The sequence below is a fragment of the Chryseobacterium limigenitum genome, assembly GCF_900114875.1.
GTDB classification, from domain to species: Bacteria; Bacteroidota; Bacteroidia; order Flavobacteriales; family Weeksellaceae; genus Chryseobacterium; species Chryseobacterium limigenitum.
This window is the reverse complement of sequence record NZ_FPKW01000001.1, coordinates 330,623-348,403: the sequence shown is the minus strand read 5'-3', so window position 1 is coordinate 348,403 and position 17,781 is coordinate 330,623. Positions and strand designations below refer to the sequence as shown.

The 17,781-nt window shown below is 34.3% G+C and carries 18 protein-coding genes and 1 pseudogene; 5 read left to right on the top strand and 14 right to left on the bottom strand.

The annotated features are described in order from the left end of the window. Window positions 1–42: 42 nt before the first annotated feature. From BT156_RS01695 to BT156_RS01660, 8 genes and pseudogenes are all read right to left on the bottom strand, one after another. Window positions 43–399: pseudogene (locus tag BT156_RS01695) on the bottom strand (four helix bundle protein). 27 nt (window positions 400–426) lie between these two features. Further along, a complete protein-coding gene (locus BT156_RS01690; protein ID WP_072406977.1) occupies window positions 427–1,608 on the bottom strand; it encodes an acetyl-CoA C-acyltransferase in 1,182 nt (393 codons plus the stop codon). 82 nt (window positions 1,609–1,690) lie between these two features. Then, window positions 1,691–4,084 carry a 3-hydroxyacyl-CoA dehydrogenase/enoyl-CoA hydratase family protein gene (locus BT156_RS01685; RefSeq protein ID WP_072406576.1) on the bottom strand — a complete coding sequence of 798 codons (2,394 nt, stop codon included), beginning with the start codon at window positions 4,082–4,084 and terminating at the stop codon, window positions 1,691–1,693. 21 nt (window positions 4,085–4,105) lie between these two features. Beyond that, window positions 4,106–4,555 (bottom strand): MarR family winged helix-turn-helix transcriptional regulator, encoded by a 450-nt coding sequence (locus BT156_RS01680; RefSeq protein ID WP_072406975.1) that lies wholly within the window; start codon window positions 4,553–4,555, stop codon window positions 4,106–4,108. A gap of 165 nt (window positions 4,556–4,720) precedes the next feature. Then, entirely contained in the window at window positions 4,721–5,644 is a 924-nt protein-coding gene (locus BT156_RS01675; protein ID WP_072406574.1) for an ABC transporter ATP-binding protein, read from the bottom strand. A 99-nt stretch (window positions 5,645–5,743) separates the two neighbouring features. Then, a complete protein-coding gene (locus BT156_RS01670; protein ID WP_072406572.1) occupies window positions 5,744–6,121 on the bottom strand; it encodes a GxxExxY protein in 378 nt (125 codons plus the stop codon). A 222-nt stretch (window positions 6,122–6,343) separates the two neighbouring features. Continuing rightward, the gene (locus BT156_RS01665; RefSeq protein ID WP_170857263.1) at window positions 6,344–7,315 is read right to left on the bottom strand and encodes a FecCD family ABC transporter permease; all 972 of its coding nucleotides are present in this window, start codon (window positions 7,313–7,315) and stop codon (window positions 6,344–6,346) included. Window positions 7,316–7,339: 24 nt separating this feature from the next. Then, entirely contained in the window at window positions 7,340–7,903 is a 564-nt protein-coding gene (locus BT156_RS01660; protein ID WP_072406568.1) for a TlpA family protein disulfide reductase, read from the bottom strand. Window positions 7,904–7,935: 32 nt separating this feature from the next. Between BT156_RS01660 and BT156_RS01655 the strand changes: the two genes are divergently transcribed. Both BT156_RS01655 and BT156_RS01650 read left to right on the top strand, forming a co-directional pair. Next, a complete protein-coding gene (locus BT156_RS01655) occupies window positions 7,936–9,060 on the top strand; it encodes a flavin reductase family protein (RefSeq protein ID WP_072406566.1) in 1,125 nt (374 codons plus the stop codon). After that, the gene (locus tag BT156_RS01650) at window positions 9,057–9,674 is read left to right on the top strand and encodes a SanA/YdcF family protein (RefSeq protein WP_072406564.1); all 618 of its coding nucleotides are present in this window, start codon (window positions 9,057–9,059) and stop codon (window positions 9,672–9,674) included. The genes BT156_RS01655 and BT156_RS01650 overlap by 4 nt, the downstream gene beginning before the upstream one ends. Here the strand turns inward: BT156_RS01650 and tamL are convergent. Further along, the gene (tamL, locus tag BT156_RS01645; protein WP_072406562.1) at window positions 9,671–12,271 is read right to left on the bottom strand and encodes a translocation and assembly module lipoprotein TamL; all 2,601 of its coding nucleotides are present in this window, start codon (window positions 12,269–12,271) and stop codon (window positions 9,671–9,673) included. The genes BT156_RS01650 and tamL overlap by 4 nt on opposite strands. On the opposite strand from tamL, the gene BT156_RS01640 reads away from it, so the two are divergent. Next, complete coding sequence (locus tag BT156_RS01640) at window positions 12,257–12,991, top strand: TrmH family RNA methyltransferase (RefSeq protein ID WP_072406560.1); 735 nt, start codon at window positions 12,257–12,259, stop codon at window positions 12,989–12,991. The genes tamL and BT156_RS01640 overlap by 15 nt on opposite strands. Window positions 12,992–13,051: 60 nt before the next feature. On the opposite strand, the gene BT156_RS01635 is transcribed toward BT156_RS01640, so the two are convergent. The 5 genes from BT156_RS01635 to porQ form a co-directional block, all read right to left on the bottom strand. Then, window positions 13,052–13,549 carry a phosphoribosyl-ATP pyrophosphatase gene (locus BT156_RS01635; RefSeq protein ID WP_072406558.1) on the bottom strand — a complete coding sequence of 166 codons (498 nt, stop codon included), beginning with the start codon at window positions 13,547–13,549 and terminating at the stop codon, window positions 13,052–13,054. Window positions 13,550–13,552: 3 nt separating this feature from the next. Beyond that, entirely contained in the window at window positions 13,553–13,861 is a 309-nt protein-coding gene (locus BT156_RS01630; RefSeq protein WP_072406556.1) for a phage holin family protein, read from the bottom strand. A 79-nt stretch (window positions 13,862–13,940) separates the two neighbouring features. Continuing rightward, a complete protein-coding gene (locus BT156_RS01625; RefSeq protein ID WP_072406554.1) occupies window positions 13,941–14,291 on the bottom strand; it encodes a YtxH domain-containing protein in 351 nt (116 codons plus the stop codon). A 94-nt stretch (window positions 14,292–14,385) separates the two neighbouring features. Continuing rightward, on the bottom strand, window positions 14,386–15,060 hold the full coding sequence (cmk, locus tag BT156_RS01620) for a (d)CMP kinase (protein WP_072406552.1): 675 nt from the start codon (window positions 15,058–15,060) through the stop codon (window positions 14,386–14,388). Between the two features lie 87 nt (window positions 15,061–15,147). Continuing rightward, window positions 15,148–16,137 (bottom strand): type IX secretion system protein PorQ, encoded by a 990-nt coding sequence (porQ, locus tag BT156_RS01615; protein ID WP_072406550.1) that lies wholly within the window; start codon window positions 16,135–16,137, stop codon window positions 15,148–15,150. A gap of 168 nt (window positions 16,138–16,305) precedes the next feature. Here porQ and pyrH point away from each other — a divergent pair, with 168 nt between their 5' ends. Further along, window positions 16,306–17,013 (top strand): UMP kinase, encoded by a 708-nt coding sequence (pyrH, locus tag BT156_RS01610; RefSeq protein WP_054508875.1) that lies wholly within the window; start codon window positions 16,306–16,308, stop codon window positions 17,011–17,013. Window positions 17,014–17,161: 148 nt separating this feature from the next. Then, a complete protein-coding gene (gene frr / locus BT156_RS01605) occupies window positions 17,162–17,716 on the top strand; it encodes a ribosome recycling factor (protein ID WP_072406548.1) in 555 nt (184 codons plus the stop codon). Window positions 17,717–17,781 lie beyond the last annotated feature (65 nt).

The following is a 17,781-nucleotide window of genomic DNA, read 5'->3' as shown; positions in this document are numbered from 1 at the left end:
TAATTTTTTAGATTTAAAGAATAAAGAGAAAAGAATAAAGACTTACAACTTTAAGTTTTTTTGAAAGCCAGAAATCATTCTCTGTAATTCTGTGATTTTATTTTCTATATTTTCAAGTTTAGACAAATCAAAATAACTTCTGTTTGAAGAAATTATAATTTGAGTTTGTAATTCGTAAAGAGATCAAAGACTTATTTCCAAAAATCGATTGAAATCTTTATTTGAACTTCTGCTTGATCCTTCAGCAATATTTGAAGCAACTGAAACAGAACATCTTCTAAGTTGAGATTTTAATCCAAATTCTTCATTTTTCGGGAAACTATCAGTAAGAATGTAGGTGTCATTAGCTAATTCAATAGCCAACTTCCAAATGTTTAGATTCTTAAAATTATGTTTCACCTTCGTCTTTTCTCTTTATTCTTTGTTCTATAGCAATTCAAAGATTGAAGCTGCTCCTTGTCCCGTTCCAACGCACATAGAAACCATTCCGTATTTGTTTCCGCGTTTTCTCATTTCGTCAAGAAGTTGAACGGTTAATTTTGTTCCTGTACATCCAAGCGGGTGACCCAAAGCGATGGCTCCTCCGTTTACATTTAAGATATCAGGATTTAAGTCTAATTCTTTTTTGATGGCAACAGATTGAGATGCGAATGCTTCGTTTAATTCGATTAAATCAATATCTTTTAATTCTAACCCGGCTTGTTTCAAAGCCTTTGGAATAGCGTAAATCGGTCCCATTCCCATGATTCTTGGCTCAAGACCTGCAGCTGCATAAGCGACTAATCTTGCTTCTGGCTCCAATCCTAGTTCTTTTACCATTTCTTCACTCATCACCATTACGAAAGCTGCTCCGTCACTCATTTGAGAAGAGTTTCCGGCAGTTACGCTTCCTCCGTTTTTAAATACAGGTCTTAGTTTAGTCAAACCAGCTAATGAAGTATCTGCTCTTGGCCCTTCATCAACTGAAAAATCAAACTTTTTAGTCTGCATTTTCTGGTTTTCATCTAAGAAATTATATTCAACAGGAATTGAAACAATCTGATTGGCAAATTTACCTTCCTGATTAGCTTTTAAAGCTTTCATGTGAGATTCAAACGCGAATTGATCCTGTTCTTCTCTTGTAATATTATATTGTTTTGCAACTTCTTCCGCAGTGTATCCCATTCCCCAATAATAATCGGGGTTTGTTTTTGCAATTTCTGTTTCAGGAACCGGTTTGTAACCACCCATAGGAATGTAAGACATTGATTCTGTACCGCCTGCAATAATACAATCAGCCATTCCTGCCTGAATTTTTGCAGAAGCAATCGCAATCGCTTCACTTCCTGATGCACAATATCTGTTGACGGTAACTCCGGGAACTTTGTCTGTATTCAATCCCATTAAAGAGATCAAACGGGCAACGTTCAAGCCTTGTTCAGCTTCCGGCATTGCGTTTCCTACGATAAGATCATCGATTCTGTTTTTGTCTAATTGCGGAAGTTCAGCCATTAATTTTTCAATAACTGTAGCCGCCATTACGTCAGGACGAGTAAAACGAAGGGAGCCTTTTGGCGCTTTTCCTACCGCTGTTCTAAATCCTTTTACTATGTATGCTTGTTTTGACATTTTAATTTTGGTTTTTATTTTTACACCGGGTTTCACCCGATGCTATTGTTGTTTCGCCACTTCGTGGCTCAAAACTTGACAGTTAATTTCTTAATGGTTTTCCATTTTGTAACATATATTGAATTCTCTCCAATGTTTTTCTTTCGCCACAAAGTTGTAAGAAAGTTTCTCTTTCAAGATTCAATAAATACTGTTCAGTTACGATCGTTGGTTCAGAAAGATTTCCACCGACCATTACGTTGGCTAATTTATCTGCAATTTTCTTGTCATGTGCAGAGATGAAGTTTCCTGTTAACATTTGATCAGTTCCAACGTAGAACATTCCCAATGCATCTTTACCCAAAACTTTTACTTTTTGCTCGATAGGTTGAGTATAACCTTGTTCAGCCAATAATTTTGCAATCTTTTTAGCTTCTGCGATCTGTCTGTTTTTGCTTACGGAAACAATATCTTTTCCTTTTTCAAGAATTCCCATATCGTAAGCTTCATAAGCAGAAGTTGCTACTTTACCCATGGCAATATTCATGAAAGCTTCACGAAGTCTGTTGTTTTTAACATCGTCGCTATGGAATTCTCTTGAAGTTCTCAATGTCAATTCTTTCGTTCCGCCACCGCCGGGAATTACACCAACTCCGGTTTCAACCAATCCGATGTACGTTTCGGCTGCAGCAACCACTCTGTCTGCGTGCATGGTCATTTCACAACCACCACCAAGCGTCATTCCGTGAGGAGCAACAACGACAGGAATAGAAGAGTAACGAACTCTCATCATCGATTTTTGGAAATAAGCAATCGCCATATTCAAATCATCCCAATCCTGTTCGATAGCCATCATTAAAATCATCGCTAAATTCGCTCCAACAGAGAAATTCGTGCCTTGATTTCCGATAACTAATCCATCATATTCTTTTTCAGCTAAATCAATTGCTCTGTTTAACCCGTCTAAAACTTCGCCTCCAAGAGAATTCATTTTAGAACGGATTTCGAAATTGATAATTCCGTCACCTAAATCTTCAATCGAAGCTCCCGAATTACTCCAAAGCGTTTTGTTTTTTCTTATATTATCTAAAATGATGAAAGAATCCTGACCCGGAATTTTGTTGTATTCTCCTGAATTTTTATCAACGAAAATAGTTTGTCCTTCATCATTAACTTTATAGAAAGTCTCTACATTTTTAACCCAGTCTGAAACTTCGTAACCTGCGTCTTTAGCCAATTCAATACCTTTTTGAACGCCAACGGCATCCCAGATTTCAAATGGACCGTTTTCCCAACCGAAACCTGCTCTCATGGCATCATCGATTTTGTAAACTTCATCAGAAATTTCAGGAACTTTATGCGAAACATAAGCGAATAGTGCACCTAAAGATTTTCTGTAAAGTTCTCCGGCTTTATCTTTTCCGCCAATTAAGACTTTAAATCTGTCAATTGGCTTATCAATATTTTTAGTTAATTCTAAAGTCGGGAAAGACGATTTTCCTTGAAGTTCGTATTCTAAAGTATCTAGATTTAATCCGTGAATTTCAGATTTTCCTTCTGCATTTTTCACTTTTTTATAGAAACCTTGCTCCGTTTTTGAACCTAACCATTTATTATCAACCATTTTCTGGATGTAACTTGGAAGCGCAAAAACATCATTGAAATTATTAGCTTCAACACCACTGTTACGAACGCCATTTGCAACCATTACCAATGTATCCAAACCAACAACATCAGCAGTTCTGAATGTCGCAGATTTTGGACGACCGATTACTGGGCCTGTTAATTTATCAACTTCAGAAACGGTTAAACCTAATTTCTGAACATTGTGAAGCAAATCCATCATTGAGAAAACTCCGATTCTGTTCGCGATAAATGCAGGAGTATCTTTTGCTAAAACGGTTGTTTTACCTAAGAATTTTGCTCCATAATTCATATAGAAATCAATGATTTCCGAATTTGTATCGTTTGTTGGAATAATCTCTAAAAGAGGAAGGTATCTCACAGGATTAAAGAAGTGCGTTCCTGCAAAATAATGTTTGAAATCGTCACTTCTTCCTTCCACCAACATATTAATTGGAATTCCGGAAGTGTTTGAAGAAACTAAAGTTCCCGGTTTTCTGAACTGTTCGATTTTTTCGTAAACTGATTTTTTGATGTCCAGTCTTTCAACCACAACTTCAATAATCCAGTCTGTATTTTTTATTTTTGGTAAATCATCATCAAAATTTCCAACCTTGATTCTATCCGCGAATTTCGGAGAATAGAGTAGAGCCGGACTTGCTTTTTTCAGTTTTTCAAAGTTTTCAGAAGCGATTCTGTTTCTTACCGCTTTGTCATCTTTGGTCAAACCTTTTTTCTGTTCTGCTTCAGTTAATTCAAAAGGAACGATATCCAAAAGCGAAACCTCTACGCCAATATTAGCGAAGTGAGCCGCAATACCGCTTCCCATAATTCCTGAACCAAGAACCGTTACGTGTTTGATTCTTCTTTTCATTTGATTTATTGATTTGTTATATTATTTTTTATTATTTAAATCGACAGCGATTTTCATGATCTCAACCATAACTTCCTTGAAAGTATCCAACTTTTCGGGAGCAATTTTTTCCATTACTCTCTTGTTAAAGTTGACAACCACTTCTTTAGACATATTTCTGGAATTCAAACCTTTATCTGTAAGCTTGATAATTACTTCGCGTTTGTCCGTGGTTGTTTTTTCCTTATAGATATATCCGTTGTCTTCAAGAAGTTTGATGATCCTTGTTAATGAAGTAGGTTCGATGGCCATTTTAGGACCTAAATTCGTACTTCTTGTCCCTTCTTTTGGATCAATTTTAAGAAGAGTAAGCGCCTGAACAGCCGTGGAATCATGTTCCTGAGCAAGATCTGTATACATTTTAGAAACAGCCAGCCAAGTCTGCTTTAAAATTAGATCTACATTTTCTATTTTATCTTTATTATTGTCCATCATGTTTGTGGAAATGGTTTAATTCAAATGTAGTAAATATTATGCATGCATAGTATTTATTAACGTTAAATTTTGTTAATAAGCTGACAGTTAGATGATTAAATTGTATGATTAGCATAATACTATGCATGCATAGTATGTAAAGTTAATAAAGAAAAATACGTATTAGTAAATGGTTTTCACTAAATTAACTATTTCTTCAAAGGATTCGCATTGTTGTTTGGTTGAATCATTGGAAATAACCCAAAAGTTGCCTTGAAGTTCAAAATTTAATGAAGAGAGATCTTTTTGGAAGTTTTTTTGAAGCAAAGAATACAACATTTCTTTGTAAAAATCAGGCGCAATGATTTTTGGAGCTACAAAATTTTCATTAACCTGAAATAAAGAAGCGTTCGTTAGCTCGTCATGTTGAAGCAAAATATCTTCAACAATTCCGGAGTATAAATGATTGTCTTTTACGTACCAGATTTTATCTGCAAACTCTTTTGCCAATCGCCAGTCGTGGGAAGAAAACAAAATTAATTTATTCTGTTCTTTGGCTAATTTTCTAAGTGTTTTTAAGATGATAATTTTATTCTTTTCATCTAAATGAGTTGTTGGTTCATCAAGAATAATGATAGGAGAGTTTTGCGTTAAAGCTCGTCCAATAAACGCTTTTTGTAGATTTCCGTCTGAAAGGTTTTTAAGAAGAGTATCCTTGTATTGATGCAAATCTAATGTGGCAATAATATCAGAAACTTCTTCTCTGTCTTCTTTTTTAAGCTCAAAATAGAAAGGATAGTAAATATATTTGCCCAGCGAAATAAGATCTTCAACCGTATAATTTTGCGGAATAATGGACTTTGAAAATACAACTGCAATATTTTCCGCGATTTCTTTTACAGAAAGATTTTTTATATTTTTATGATTAATAGAAATTTCTCCATCTAACAAAGGATTTTGATGAAGAATAGATTTGATTAAAGTTGTTTTCCCGACACCGTTGTTACCAATTAATAGGCATACATCGCCTAAATTCAAATTAGCAGAAGCATTTAAAATTAAGGCACTATTGTAGCCGATGTTTGCTTGATTGATTTGTAGGTGCATTTCTGTTTGTTGGTTTTTCGCAAAGGCGCAATTTTTTTACAAAAATAGTGTTTTAAGGCGCAAGGAATTTGACTTTGTCAAATTTTTATACTGATTAATTTATAAAAAGTTTACGATTCTAGTTACCCCATTTTTAAAGATATCAGATTGAAAATTCAGTAATAAACCTAATTTACAATTTGTCATTTTTAAATAAGTTAAAAGTTGAGCTTTATGAGTTGAATTGATGTAATCAACAGTTTTTATTTCCAAAATCAATTTGTTTTCTACGATCATATCCAGTTTGAAAGCATTTTCTATTCTCAATTCTTCATATACAATTGGAAGCAGTTTTTGTTTTTCTACAAATAATCCTGTTTTTATCAATTCATAAAATAGACATTCTTCATAAACGTGCTCAAATAATCCGGCTCCGAGTTTTCTATGAATTTTTAATCCTGTCTCAAAGACAATCTTTGATAATTCGTTTTCTGTCATTTGTGTTGTGTTTTTTTAGTTTGTTGGTTTTTCGCAAAGGCGCAAAGATTTCAATCTCCAAGCTATTTTTAAGGCGCAAGAAAATCAAGGATTTTCAGCAAGCAACGTACCAAATTAATTCAGAATAATTTTTTGCGTTCTAAATTTTATCAAAGATAAAATCCTTGCGCCTTAAACACAAAACATTTAATTAAACTTTGCGTCTTTGCGAAAAACCAACAACTAAACTTTATTCTGTTTCAAAAGCATCATTAATATCACAGGAATTCCAAATATAGAGCTTATCACATTTAAAGGAACGTGGGTCTTTTCGGCAACGATTGAAAATAACAACATCATCAACATTCCCAAAAACATATTTAAAATCCATTGCTGCCAAAGTTTTGCGGGATTATAAACCAATCGGCAAAAATGCGGAACAATGATTCCTATGAATAAAATAGGCCCCAAAAACGCTGTAATAGAAGCCGAAAGTAGGGAAGAAGCTACAATAATTAATAATTTTAATTGATTCAAATTTACGCCTAAACTTTGTGCGTATGAAGTTCCTAAAGAATTTCCAATGAGAGGTTTTATGGTTTTAAAACAGATAAACAATCCTATCAAAACTAGAATTGATAAAACATAAATCTGATTTCTCGTTACCATATTATTGGCTCCGAAAGACCATAAAATATAGTTTTTCAGGCTTTGATTTTCAGCATAAAACTGAAGTAATGAAACAATTGCTCCGGCAAATGCGGAAACCAAAAATCCAAAAATTATTAAGTAAGATTTATCCTGAAATTTATTCGACATCGATAATAAAACCAACATCAGAAGTAAACTTCCGCCAATGGCAGACAAACTCAGAAAGCTGTTTTGAAGAAATTCGGGAAGAAGAATATTATAAGAAAAAAATATATAAAATGCGACAGATAAACTGGCGACAGAAGTTATCCCTAAAATATCCGGCCCGGCTAAAGGATTCTGAAAATATTCCTGCATCAAAAAACCGGAAGTAGGGATTGAAATTCCTGCCAAAAGCATTACCAGAACTCTGTTAACACGAATTTCCGCAATTTGATTATTCTCAGAGCTCATGAAGAAATCCTGAACATTGAGACTTAAAAATCCTGTGTTCAGATTAATGATCGCTGTAATAATAATGGCGATTAAAAACAGTAAACACAGGATCTTAAATTTATTTGACATCATTCAGAAAAAATTCTGTAAGATTTATTTTAGAAAAGATTTTATTTTAGAATCTAATAACTCAGGAGTTATCATTCCCAAGTATTCATCGGTCTTATCGCCCTTTCTCATAAAGGTAAAAGGAATTGCTCCTCCGTCCCATTTTGTGAAATTGCTTTTGAAAAAGTTGGCATCAAGAAGTTTTCCATCAAGCAACAGTGTGTTTTCAGTAATGCCCTGTTCGTTTACAAAACGAGGAACATCTGTATTCCAAACATCTTTATTATCAACACTTACAAAGGTGATTTTTACAGGTTTTCCTTTTAATTCCGTGATTTTTTCTTTAAAATGTGGGATTTCTCTTACACAAGGCCCACACCATGTTGCAAAGAAATTGGTTACATATAAAGTGTCATTTTTAGTTTTTAAAAAGTCGGAAGCCTGTTGTGTAGTCAAAACTTTTAATGCTAAGGCAGAAGAAGCGGGTTCTGTATTTTGTGAAACACTAACCGAATCTGTGGTGACAGCATTTTCATCAGTTTTCTGGCTTTCTTTTTTACAGCTTGAAAGTGCAACTAAAACAAGCGTGGATAAAATTATCTTCCTCATAAATTATTTTTTAGCTATTTTTGAATTGAAGTATGGAACAACAAATCTATAAAGGGAAACTTACGCAGTTTCATTGGTTAAAAGTAACAAAAAAGGAAGAACTTACCAAAAATACTTTTTCTCTGGAGTTTGAGATTCCCGAGAATTTGCAGGAAAATTTCCAATTTGAAGCAGGGCAGTTTGTAAGTGTAAAATTTCAATCTCATGGTAAGGATGTTATTAATGATTATTCAATGACGTCTGCTCCTTATGAGAAAAAAATAAGTTTAGGAATAAAAGTAAATTCGCCTGATGGTGCGACTTCCGAACTATTTAAAAATTATAAGGAAGGAGATGCACTGCTTGTAAGTGAGCCGAGCGGGAGATTTACATTGGTTTCTAAACCTCATGAATTCAGGACGATCGTTGCTTTTGCTGCGGGAATTGGTATTACTCCAATTTTAAGTCACTTTAAAAATATTCTTCATACAGAACCAAGAACAAGATTATTTTTATTCTTTGGAAATAAGAATTCTGAGGAACTCGTTTACAAAGAATGGCTGGATAACCTTGCAAAAACTTGTGGTGACAGATTGCAGATTTTTTACTTCTTTTCTCGGGAAAAAACGGCCGATCAATTCTTTTATGGAAGATTGGATGCCAAGAAATTGAATTTAATTATTAATCAAATCCTACATTTAGACGATACCGATGAAGAATCTACCATTTGGGATGCTGTAGATGAAGTATTGATTTGCGGAAAGGGGGAGATGATTAAAACGCTGGCAAATGCATGTTATCATCACGGGATTCCTAAGAAAAATATTCACTTTGAGCTTTTTGAAGAATTTAATGACGATATTTATCCAATAGAAAAAGAATTTCCTTTAATTGAAAATGTGCAAGTTGATTTTACCATGTTCGGAAAAGAATATCACACAGAATTGCCGGATAATAAGGATAAAATTCTTCAACAGTTATTGAGTCAAAAATTCTCTGTTCCTTATTCGTGTAAATCAGGGATTTGCGGAAGTTGCGAATGTTATCTTGAAGAAGGGGAAGTTGAGCTGCTGGAAAATGAATATTTAACGGAAAAAGAAGAAGCTCAGGGAAAAATTTTAGCCTGTATGTCTATAGCAAAAACTAATAAAATAAAGCTTAACTTTGATCTCATTTGAGAGTTGTAAAAAACATATTTAACCTTGCCTTTATATCCGTAGAAATTGGAATTCTGCTGATATGCCTCGCCAATGCCTGGGTGTTTGCTCTTACAGGAGGTAGAACCTATACTAAAATTTCAAAAATTCCGCCCCGCGAAATTGCCTTGGTTTTGGGAACATCACCCAAAATGAGATCGGGAATGTCTAATCCTTATTTTACGAAAAGGATGGACGCAACAGCTCTTCTTTATCATCACGGAAAAATTAAGCAAATCATTGTGAGTGGAGAAAAAAGTAAAGGCTACAACGAGCCCGCTGCTATGAAAAAATATCTGGTTTATCAGGAAGGTGTTCCGGAAGATATTATTACAGAAGATCCAAAAGGTTTTAATACTTATAAAAGCATTTTGCGCTGCAAAGACGTTTACAAAAAAGATAATGTGATTATTGTTTCACAAGGTTTTCATAATCTTCGTGCGTTGTTTTTTGCAAGAAATAATAATATGAATGCATTAGGTTTTGACGCTCAGGATGTCAATAAACCTGAAAGCTTCTACAGAAATCAAGCCAGAGAGATTCTGGCTCGAGTAATTGCTGTAGTATATTTTGTATTGGGAATTTCTCCTGATTAGAAAGGATACCCGAATGCGATATTCAGAGTTGGTTTGAAAGGCTGAAAATCTTTAAATCTCCATCTGTCGCCATCCGGTTTATTTGGATCATAGATTTTATAGGCAAGATCCAGTCTAAGCGTAATATAAGCTACATTTACCCTCAATCCAAAACCACTACCTACACCAACTTGACCTAAGAATTTATTGAATTTAAACTCATCTCCATATCCGTCATTATAATTTTTAAGACTCCAAGTGTTACCGATATCCGTAAATATCGCCCCTTCATACATTTCATTGAAAGGAATTCTATATTCGATATTCGTCGTCAGCTTTACGTTGTCTGTCATGTAAGTTCGAACTCTTTCATCAACCTGAGAATCAGATGGCCCAAGGCCTCCGTAAGCAACCCAAGCTCTGATGTCGTTGGAACCACCATTAAAGTAAGACCTGATCACAGGCATTGAAGAGGAGTTACCATAAGGAATCCCCACCCCAATAAACTGACGTAAAACTAAGGTCTGATTGCTATTAAATTTGAAATATTTTCTTACATCAACATCAAATTTTATAAACTGAGCATAAGGAATTCCGAAAATGGTTCTTTCAGGGCTTGTTACGATACCTCCGTCATTTCTTTTTTGATTGAATGCGCTTAAAATATTACCGGCCAATTCTACTTTTCCATTAAAGTAAAACGCATTTGGATAATCTTTTTTACCAATTTCGTTATAAACAAAATTATAGATCATTGACGAAATAATAACATCCTGCGTCTGTCTGTCTTTATTAACCAACGTTCCTAAAAATGCCGTTAATCGGTCTCTTCCTTCCTTATCAAGAGTCCCGACATAATCAAGGTCATTTATGATCTTTTCTGAAACATCATCACTTGTAAGTTGTCCTGAAGCATATTCCTGTCCGACCGTAGGCTTAGACTGAAAATAATCATTAAAAACTTCATCTCTTATAATACCATCATTTACAAAATAATTATAATAAGCGTCTTTATTCTTTGTTAAACTCAGTTGTGTATTGAAAAGCGTAAGTCTGTGAGAAACTTTGTCGTTTACTGTCGCAAAATAATTTAACCCTGTATTAAAGTTCACTCTACCCAAACCAATATTATTCTGAACCGCAGCTCCTAAGACAATAGAAGAGGTCGGACTGTATCTTTTTGGAAGGAATTTATAATAATCAAAAGGAAGCAATAACCTTGGGAAACTCAATGAAGCCTGCGCCGAAATTTCATACGCTAAAATACGTTTGCTTATATCTTTCGTACTTCTTATAGAACCAAAAGTTCCCGAAAGACTTGTAGAAAGGTTTTCTGCACCATTAAAAACATTTCGCGTTGTTAAATCTATCGAAGGGGAGATTCCTAAGTTCAATAACTGAGAATAATTAATGTCAGTTCCTACCTTTAATTCATATTTTGGAAGTGGTTTAAGCAAATACATTACATCAACAATACTGTCGTTGGGAGATGTTCCGCCACCATGTCTTAAGGAGTCTTTTGCTTTTATGATGCTGAAATTATTCATCGATAAAAGATTTCTCTTCGTAAGATCTAATTTTTTCTGATCATAAACCTGATTGCTTCCAACAATAATTGATCTCCAGATTGGCCTTGTTTTGTATTGATTGTTTACTTTATGGAATCTGATGCCTCTTAAACTGTCTTTTGTAGTGTTTTTAGGATAATCGTCGGCTTCATCAACGATAGCAACGTCTATATTTCCTATTGTTGCAACCTTATAAGGTGTGTCAATAGAATCTTTATGAATTTCTAAAGTAAGTGGAATTTGTTTTCTGCTTTTTAAAGAATCTGCAACGAAATAAATTTCATCATTAAAGTTATTAAACTTATAATAACCATATTCTTTCATAAGATCATTAATTCTTGTAACCTCTTTTTCGAGAACGGTCTGATCAAGGATTTTCCCAGATCTTATAAGAGTTTCATGAATCTTTTGCTGATAAATATTTTTAACTCTGGGATCCGGAATATTGTAATAATATTCTTTAATAAGAGATGGATCTTTATGGGTAATAAAATAGGTTACTGCCGCTTTTTTAGATGCTGAATCTAAAGCATGCTTGAATTTCACTTCTGCATCCCAATAACCACGATAGGTTAATCTTTTTTCAATAGACTGCGCGCTTTTTTCAGTTTTTGTCTGATCTAGAATTACCGGAGGTGATCCCCAATTATGATACAATCTGTCTATTAAAAGACTTTTCCCGACACTACTTTTCATATTATACTTAATAAAAAGAGAATCACGTAATTTCTGATTTCTCATTTCATTAGGGTAGGTCATGTATTCATTAAGAATTGTATCATACTTAGGATTAGCAGCATTGTACAGCCATAAACTTAAAGGCATAAAGAGAAACTGCTTTTTATTCGGTTTCTGCTGAACGTAATTTTTCAGTTCACCATCAAAAAGTTCTTTCTTATCCTCAAACTCAAAATTGTTTTGTGTAAGCAGATATTCACCATCCGGAACTTTCTTTGTTGTACTACAAGCATAAAGAAGGCCAACAAATGTTGCAAATGAGATAATTTTATAATATTTTTGAGGAGAATTCTTATAATGCTTACAGCTCATACAATAAAAATTTTACAGTCTTTAGATAAAAAGAAGTTCAGACAAAAATACAATTTGTTTTTGGTTGAAGGTAATAAAATCATTTGTGAACTTTTTAATTCTAATTTTAAAATTAAAGAAATATTTTCTACCGATCCGCAAAAATTGGACCGTACGGATGTCCCCATCACTCATGTGTCTGAAAATGAGTTGAAAAAAATTAGTTTCCTGAAAACTCCAAAAGATTCTGTAGCGGTTTGTTACCTAAAATCAGAAGAAATATTTGAGGATAAAAATGTTCAGCTTGTGTTGGACGGAATTCAGGATCCCGGAAATTTGGGTACGATCATTCGACTGGCAGATTGGTTCGGAATAGAGCAGATTATCTGCAGTGAAGATACGGTGGATGTTTATAATCCAAAGGTTATTATGTCGACTATGGGCTCTTTTACAAGGGTAAACATGGTCTATACAGATTTGGTTGAATATCGTTCAAGCACAAAAAATATAAATATTGGAACCGATATGGAGGGTGAAAATATCTATACTTTCAAAAAACCTGAAAAAATGAATCTTATTTTAGGTAATGAAGGCAACGGGATGCGCCCGGAAACAGAAAAATTGCTTCAGAAAAGCATCAGTATCCCAAGATTTGGAAAATCCCAATCCACAGAAAGCCTGAATGTTTCGATGGCAGCGGGGATTATTTTAGGACAACTTTTCAGGGTGGGAGAGAAATAGAGTTTTAGAGTGGGAGAGTCTGAGTTATTTCAAATCTTAAAATTCTCCCACTCTACAACATTATATAAGCTGTTCCAAGCTTGAAACACTTTTATTTTTCTGATAGCTTTCTAATCTTTTTCTTACAAATTTTAAGGCAATAGGAGCAACGTAGATCAACGCTGCGCCCAGAAGTTTTTTCTTCCAATTAGAACTGCTCATGTTTTTCTTCGCATAATTCCCTATCAAAGCAGTGATTCCCAGTTTGATAAGACTGTCCATTGCATTTCCTTTTAATGCAGAACTAGCAATTCCCATAGCCGTATTTCTATTGACAAACATATCTTTAACCTCAGAGGTTAATTGTTTCGCAATAACATCCTTTCTGAGAACAATTTTTTCATCACCATCTTCATCTACCTTTTCCTGCAGATACTGATCTGTTAAACCATTGGTAAATGCACTTAAGCTTTCTTTCGTGTTTTTAAAAGTCAGAAGATTTTCCAAATCATTGATTTCGCCTTTCAATAAATTTTTCTTAATTCTTAATTCTTTTAAGCTGTCGTAGTTTCTGCCCATAGTTTAATGATTTAAAAATTTAATTACCTGATCTGCTACCGAATTTACGATTCTGGTTTTAAAGACAACGACAAGAATCATAATTACAAAGTAAAAGGCAGCAACAATTAAAAATCCATAAGAAGTATTATCTAAAGCTTTGCCAATAAGAAATGCCATCCCAAAATTAAAAAGGATGATAAAAAAAGCAAAAGCGGTAAGTAATATGGTAAGATAGGCAATGATACCGGCAGAAAGAGAAGACTTTTCCGTAGCTTCAATCTTTAAAAGATCGATTCTCTTAGATGCGTATTCTTTTATAGTTTCTATCATTGTTTTTTTTTAAAGTTACAAAAAAAGGAACTTTGTACACTAAAGTTCCTTCTTATAATTTACTTAAAAAATAAATTATTTATTTTTTAAGATCGTTCAATTCTGCTTCTACATTTTTTACTACATCTGTAGTTTTAGAAACAATCTGATCTTTGTATTTATCGTAACCATCTTTCATTGTATGAGCTACATTATTCGCTGTTTCTTTAAAAGTAGATGAAATATTTCCATATTGGTCTTTCACTTTTTCAGAAACTTCTCCATACTTTTCTTTTGCCTGATCTTTAAGATCGTTAGCCTTAGTTTTAATTTTTTTTCTAGTTTCTTTTCCCTCTTCCGGAGCATAAAGCATTCCTAAAATTACACCTGCTGCAGCACCTGCAAGAAGTCCCGCTAATATACCTGCTGAATTGTTTCCTTTTCTAGACATTTTTCGTTTTTTTAATAGTTAATAAATATTAGTTTTTTACGCTTTAAATCTTACAATTAATGTACCAAAACAGGGCGTTGTTTATTAAAAATTGTTAAAAGTTTTTAATAAAGGAAAGAATACTTTCAATAGTTTCTTTTTTGGTAAGGTTGGTATTGTCGATAACAATGGCGTCGTCGGCCTGCTTCAATGGGGCAATTTCCCTCTCGCTGTCTATCTTATCGCGAATAATGAGGTTTTCCTTTACCTGCTGTTCTTCTGCTTCGATTCCCAGACTTAAAAGTTCGTTGTATCTTCTTTTTGTTCTTTCGTCAATACTGGCAGTAAGGAAAAATTTGAAGTCCGCATTTGGCAGAACTACTGTCCCGATGTCACGTCCGTCCATAATAATCCCGCCTTTTTCTGCCAAAGAACGTTGAGACTGAAGTAAAAAGTCTCTTACTTCTTTTTGTTTTGCAATTAAACTCACGTTGGCAGAAACTTCGTTGCTTCTGATTTGCTTGGAAATATCAATATGATTAAGATAAAGAACCAATTCGCCACTGTTATTTTTAAACTCAAGCTGAATTTGATCTAAAGAAGAAAATAATCCTTCCAAATTGATAGACCCATTATCATTAAGACAATTTTGTAGCGCAAACCAGGTAATACCTCTGTAAAGCGCACCCGTATCCAGATGAACAATTCCTAATTTGTCGGCAATGACCTTGGATATTGAACTTTTTCCGGTAGACGAGTACCCATCGATAGCTATTACAGGTTTTTTCATACCGCAAATTTCAAAAAATTTTCTCAAAAACCAAGAAATAGTAAGAAATTTTATTAGTTAAAATAATAATTTCTTAATTGTCGAAAATTAATATCTGTGCCCGCTAAGATCCATAGAAACTCCTATTTGATTGACATTCGAAGAGTTATGATATCTTATATGTGCATAATCTATCCTGAATTTTGCAATTTTGATCCCAAAACCTCCGGAAAGTCCGGAAAAATTTCTTTGGTCTGCAACAGCCAGTTCATTTCCTCTTTTTACGTTGTAACCTAATCTGATGTTAAAACTTTTTTCGGGGAATAATTCTGCTCCGATGGAGAAGTGATCAGCAATTTTTCGTCCGACATTCACTTCCTGACCGTTTACATTATATTCGGAAGAAATATCAAGCTGCTGCAAATCATGAGCAGTAATGGTAATCGCCAAAGGAATCGCTGTCAAAATTTTAGTATATCCTAAATCTACTCTGAACGGAAGGTTTTCTCTCGTTCCATTGAAAGATTTGAACTGATATCCAAAGTTTCGTGCAACTACAGAAACAACTTCTTTACGTTTCTTATTGTGATAAGTAACTCCGAAATTCCCTCCAATAGCAGAAGATGTATAATTATCAATTTTTGAAGTGATGAAGTTGACCCCTCCACCGATCGTCCAGTCTTCTTCAAACTGATACGCATATCCGGCTCCCACGGCAACATCTGAGGCTGTGAAATTTCCGTTCTCAAAACCACTTTCGTCCGTTCGCGGGATGTCCCCATAGCTCATATACCTTGCATTGATCGTGGCCATGTGACCATTATCAAAATCTTTGGCGAAAGCTATCGTTCCGTATTTTGAGTCGGCTAGATACGCAGCACCGTTCACGGAGAGCTGTTTATCAGAATCTTTATTCAGTAACGCCGGGTTTGCAATAGCAAAAGAAACATCATAATCTCTTATGGTAATTGCATCTCCACCCAAGGCCGCTTGTCTGGCAGATACAGGAATATTTAAAAACGGATAAACATTTGTTCCTGTTTGAGCATAAGAAACAATTCCTGACAGAAATAATGAAAAAATGACAATTTTCTTCAATTCAATTTATAATTAATGCAAAAATAATCCTTTTTCGTACGTATCAAAATATTTCTAACATTATTTCTAATTAAATATTTTTCTTTTTGCAATATTTTTAATGATTATATTTGCAAAGTCAAATTTCAGGGAGCTATCCCTTCGTAAAAAAGTTATTAAAAATTAAAGATGAAATATAAAAGAATCCTTCTAAAACTTAGTGGTGAAGCCTTAATGGGGAACAGACAATATGGTATTGACACTGAAAGACTACAGGAATATGCCGTGGAGATCAAAAAAGTAGTGGAAAGAGGCTGTGAAATTGCCATTGTAATTGGAGGAGGAAATATTTTCCGTGGAGTAGCCGGTGCTGCAAAAGGAATGGACAGGGTGCAGGGAGATTATATGGGAATGCTTGCTACTGTCATCAACGGAATGGCTCTGCAAGGTGCTTTGGAAGATGCTGGAATCAAGACTAGACTTCAATCTGCTATCGAAATGGATAAAGTAGCCGAACCTTTTATCAAAAGACGCGCTGTGAGACATCTTGAGAAAGGTAGAGTAGTGATCTTCGGTGCTGGAACGGGAAATCCTTATTTTACAACCGATACGGCTGCAACGCTAAGAGCAATCGAGATCGGAGCTGATGTTATCTTAAAAGGAACCAGAGTAGACGGTATCTACGACAGTGATCCTGAAAAAAATGCAGATGCTGTAAAATATAATTCTTTATCTTTTGATGAAGTTTTTGAAAAAAATCTTAAAGTAATGGATATGACCGCCTTCACTTTAAGTCACGAAAATAAATTGCCGATCATCGTATTTGATATGAACAAAGAAGGTAATTTAGTGAAGATTGTAGAAGGAGAAAATGTTGGAACTTTAGTTAATTTATAGGAAAGGGTTAAGGTAATAGGATTTAGGAATCAGGTGAGAGTTTTGATTTAAAAATTTAAATTATTTTTAAGATTTAGGCATTAAAAATTTCACTCATTACCCATTACTCATAAAAAAAATGTGTAACTATTCAAATTTTAGATATATAATGGAAGAATTAGATCTTATAGTAGAAACTGTAAAACAAGACATGGAGGCAGCTATTAAGCATTTGGATCATGCATTTCAAAGAATTAGAGCAGGACGTGCATCTACATCTATGGTTCAGGATGTTATGGTAGAATATTACGGAGCTCCGACTCCTATTAACCAAGTTGCAAACGTTTCTGTTCCTGATGCTATGACTATCTCTATTCAACCTTGGGATAGAACTGCAATTGGCGCGATAGAAAAAGCTATTATCAACTCTAACTTAGGTTTTGCACCTTCTAACAACGGGGAAAACATTATCCTTAATGTACCGCCTTTAACGGAGGAAAGAAGAAGAGATTTGGCAAAACAGGCTAAAGCAGAAACTGAAGATACAAAAATCGTTGTAAGAAACGCAAGACAAAACGGTTTGAAAGAACTTAAAAGATTGGAAGGTGTTTCTGAGGACATTATAAAAGGAGTGGAAGAAGATATCCAGGCTCTTACAGACAAGCACGTAAAGGCTTGCGACGACCATCTTAAAGTGAAAGAAGCTGAAATTATGAAAGTATAATTTTCAGTTTTTGAAAATAAAAAAGAGGCTTCAATTGTTTTGGAGCCTCTTTTTATTTATGAGAA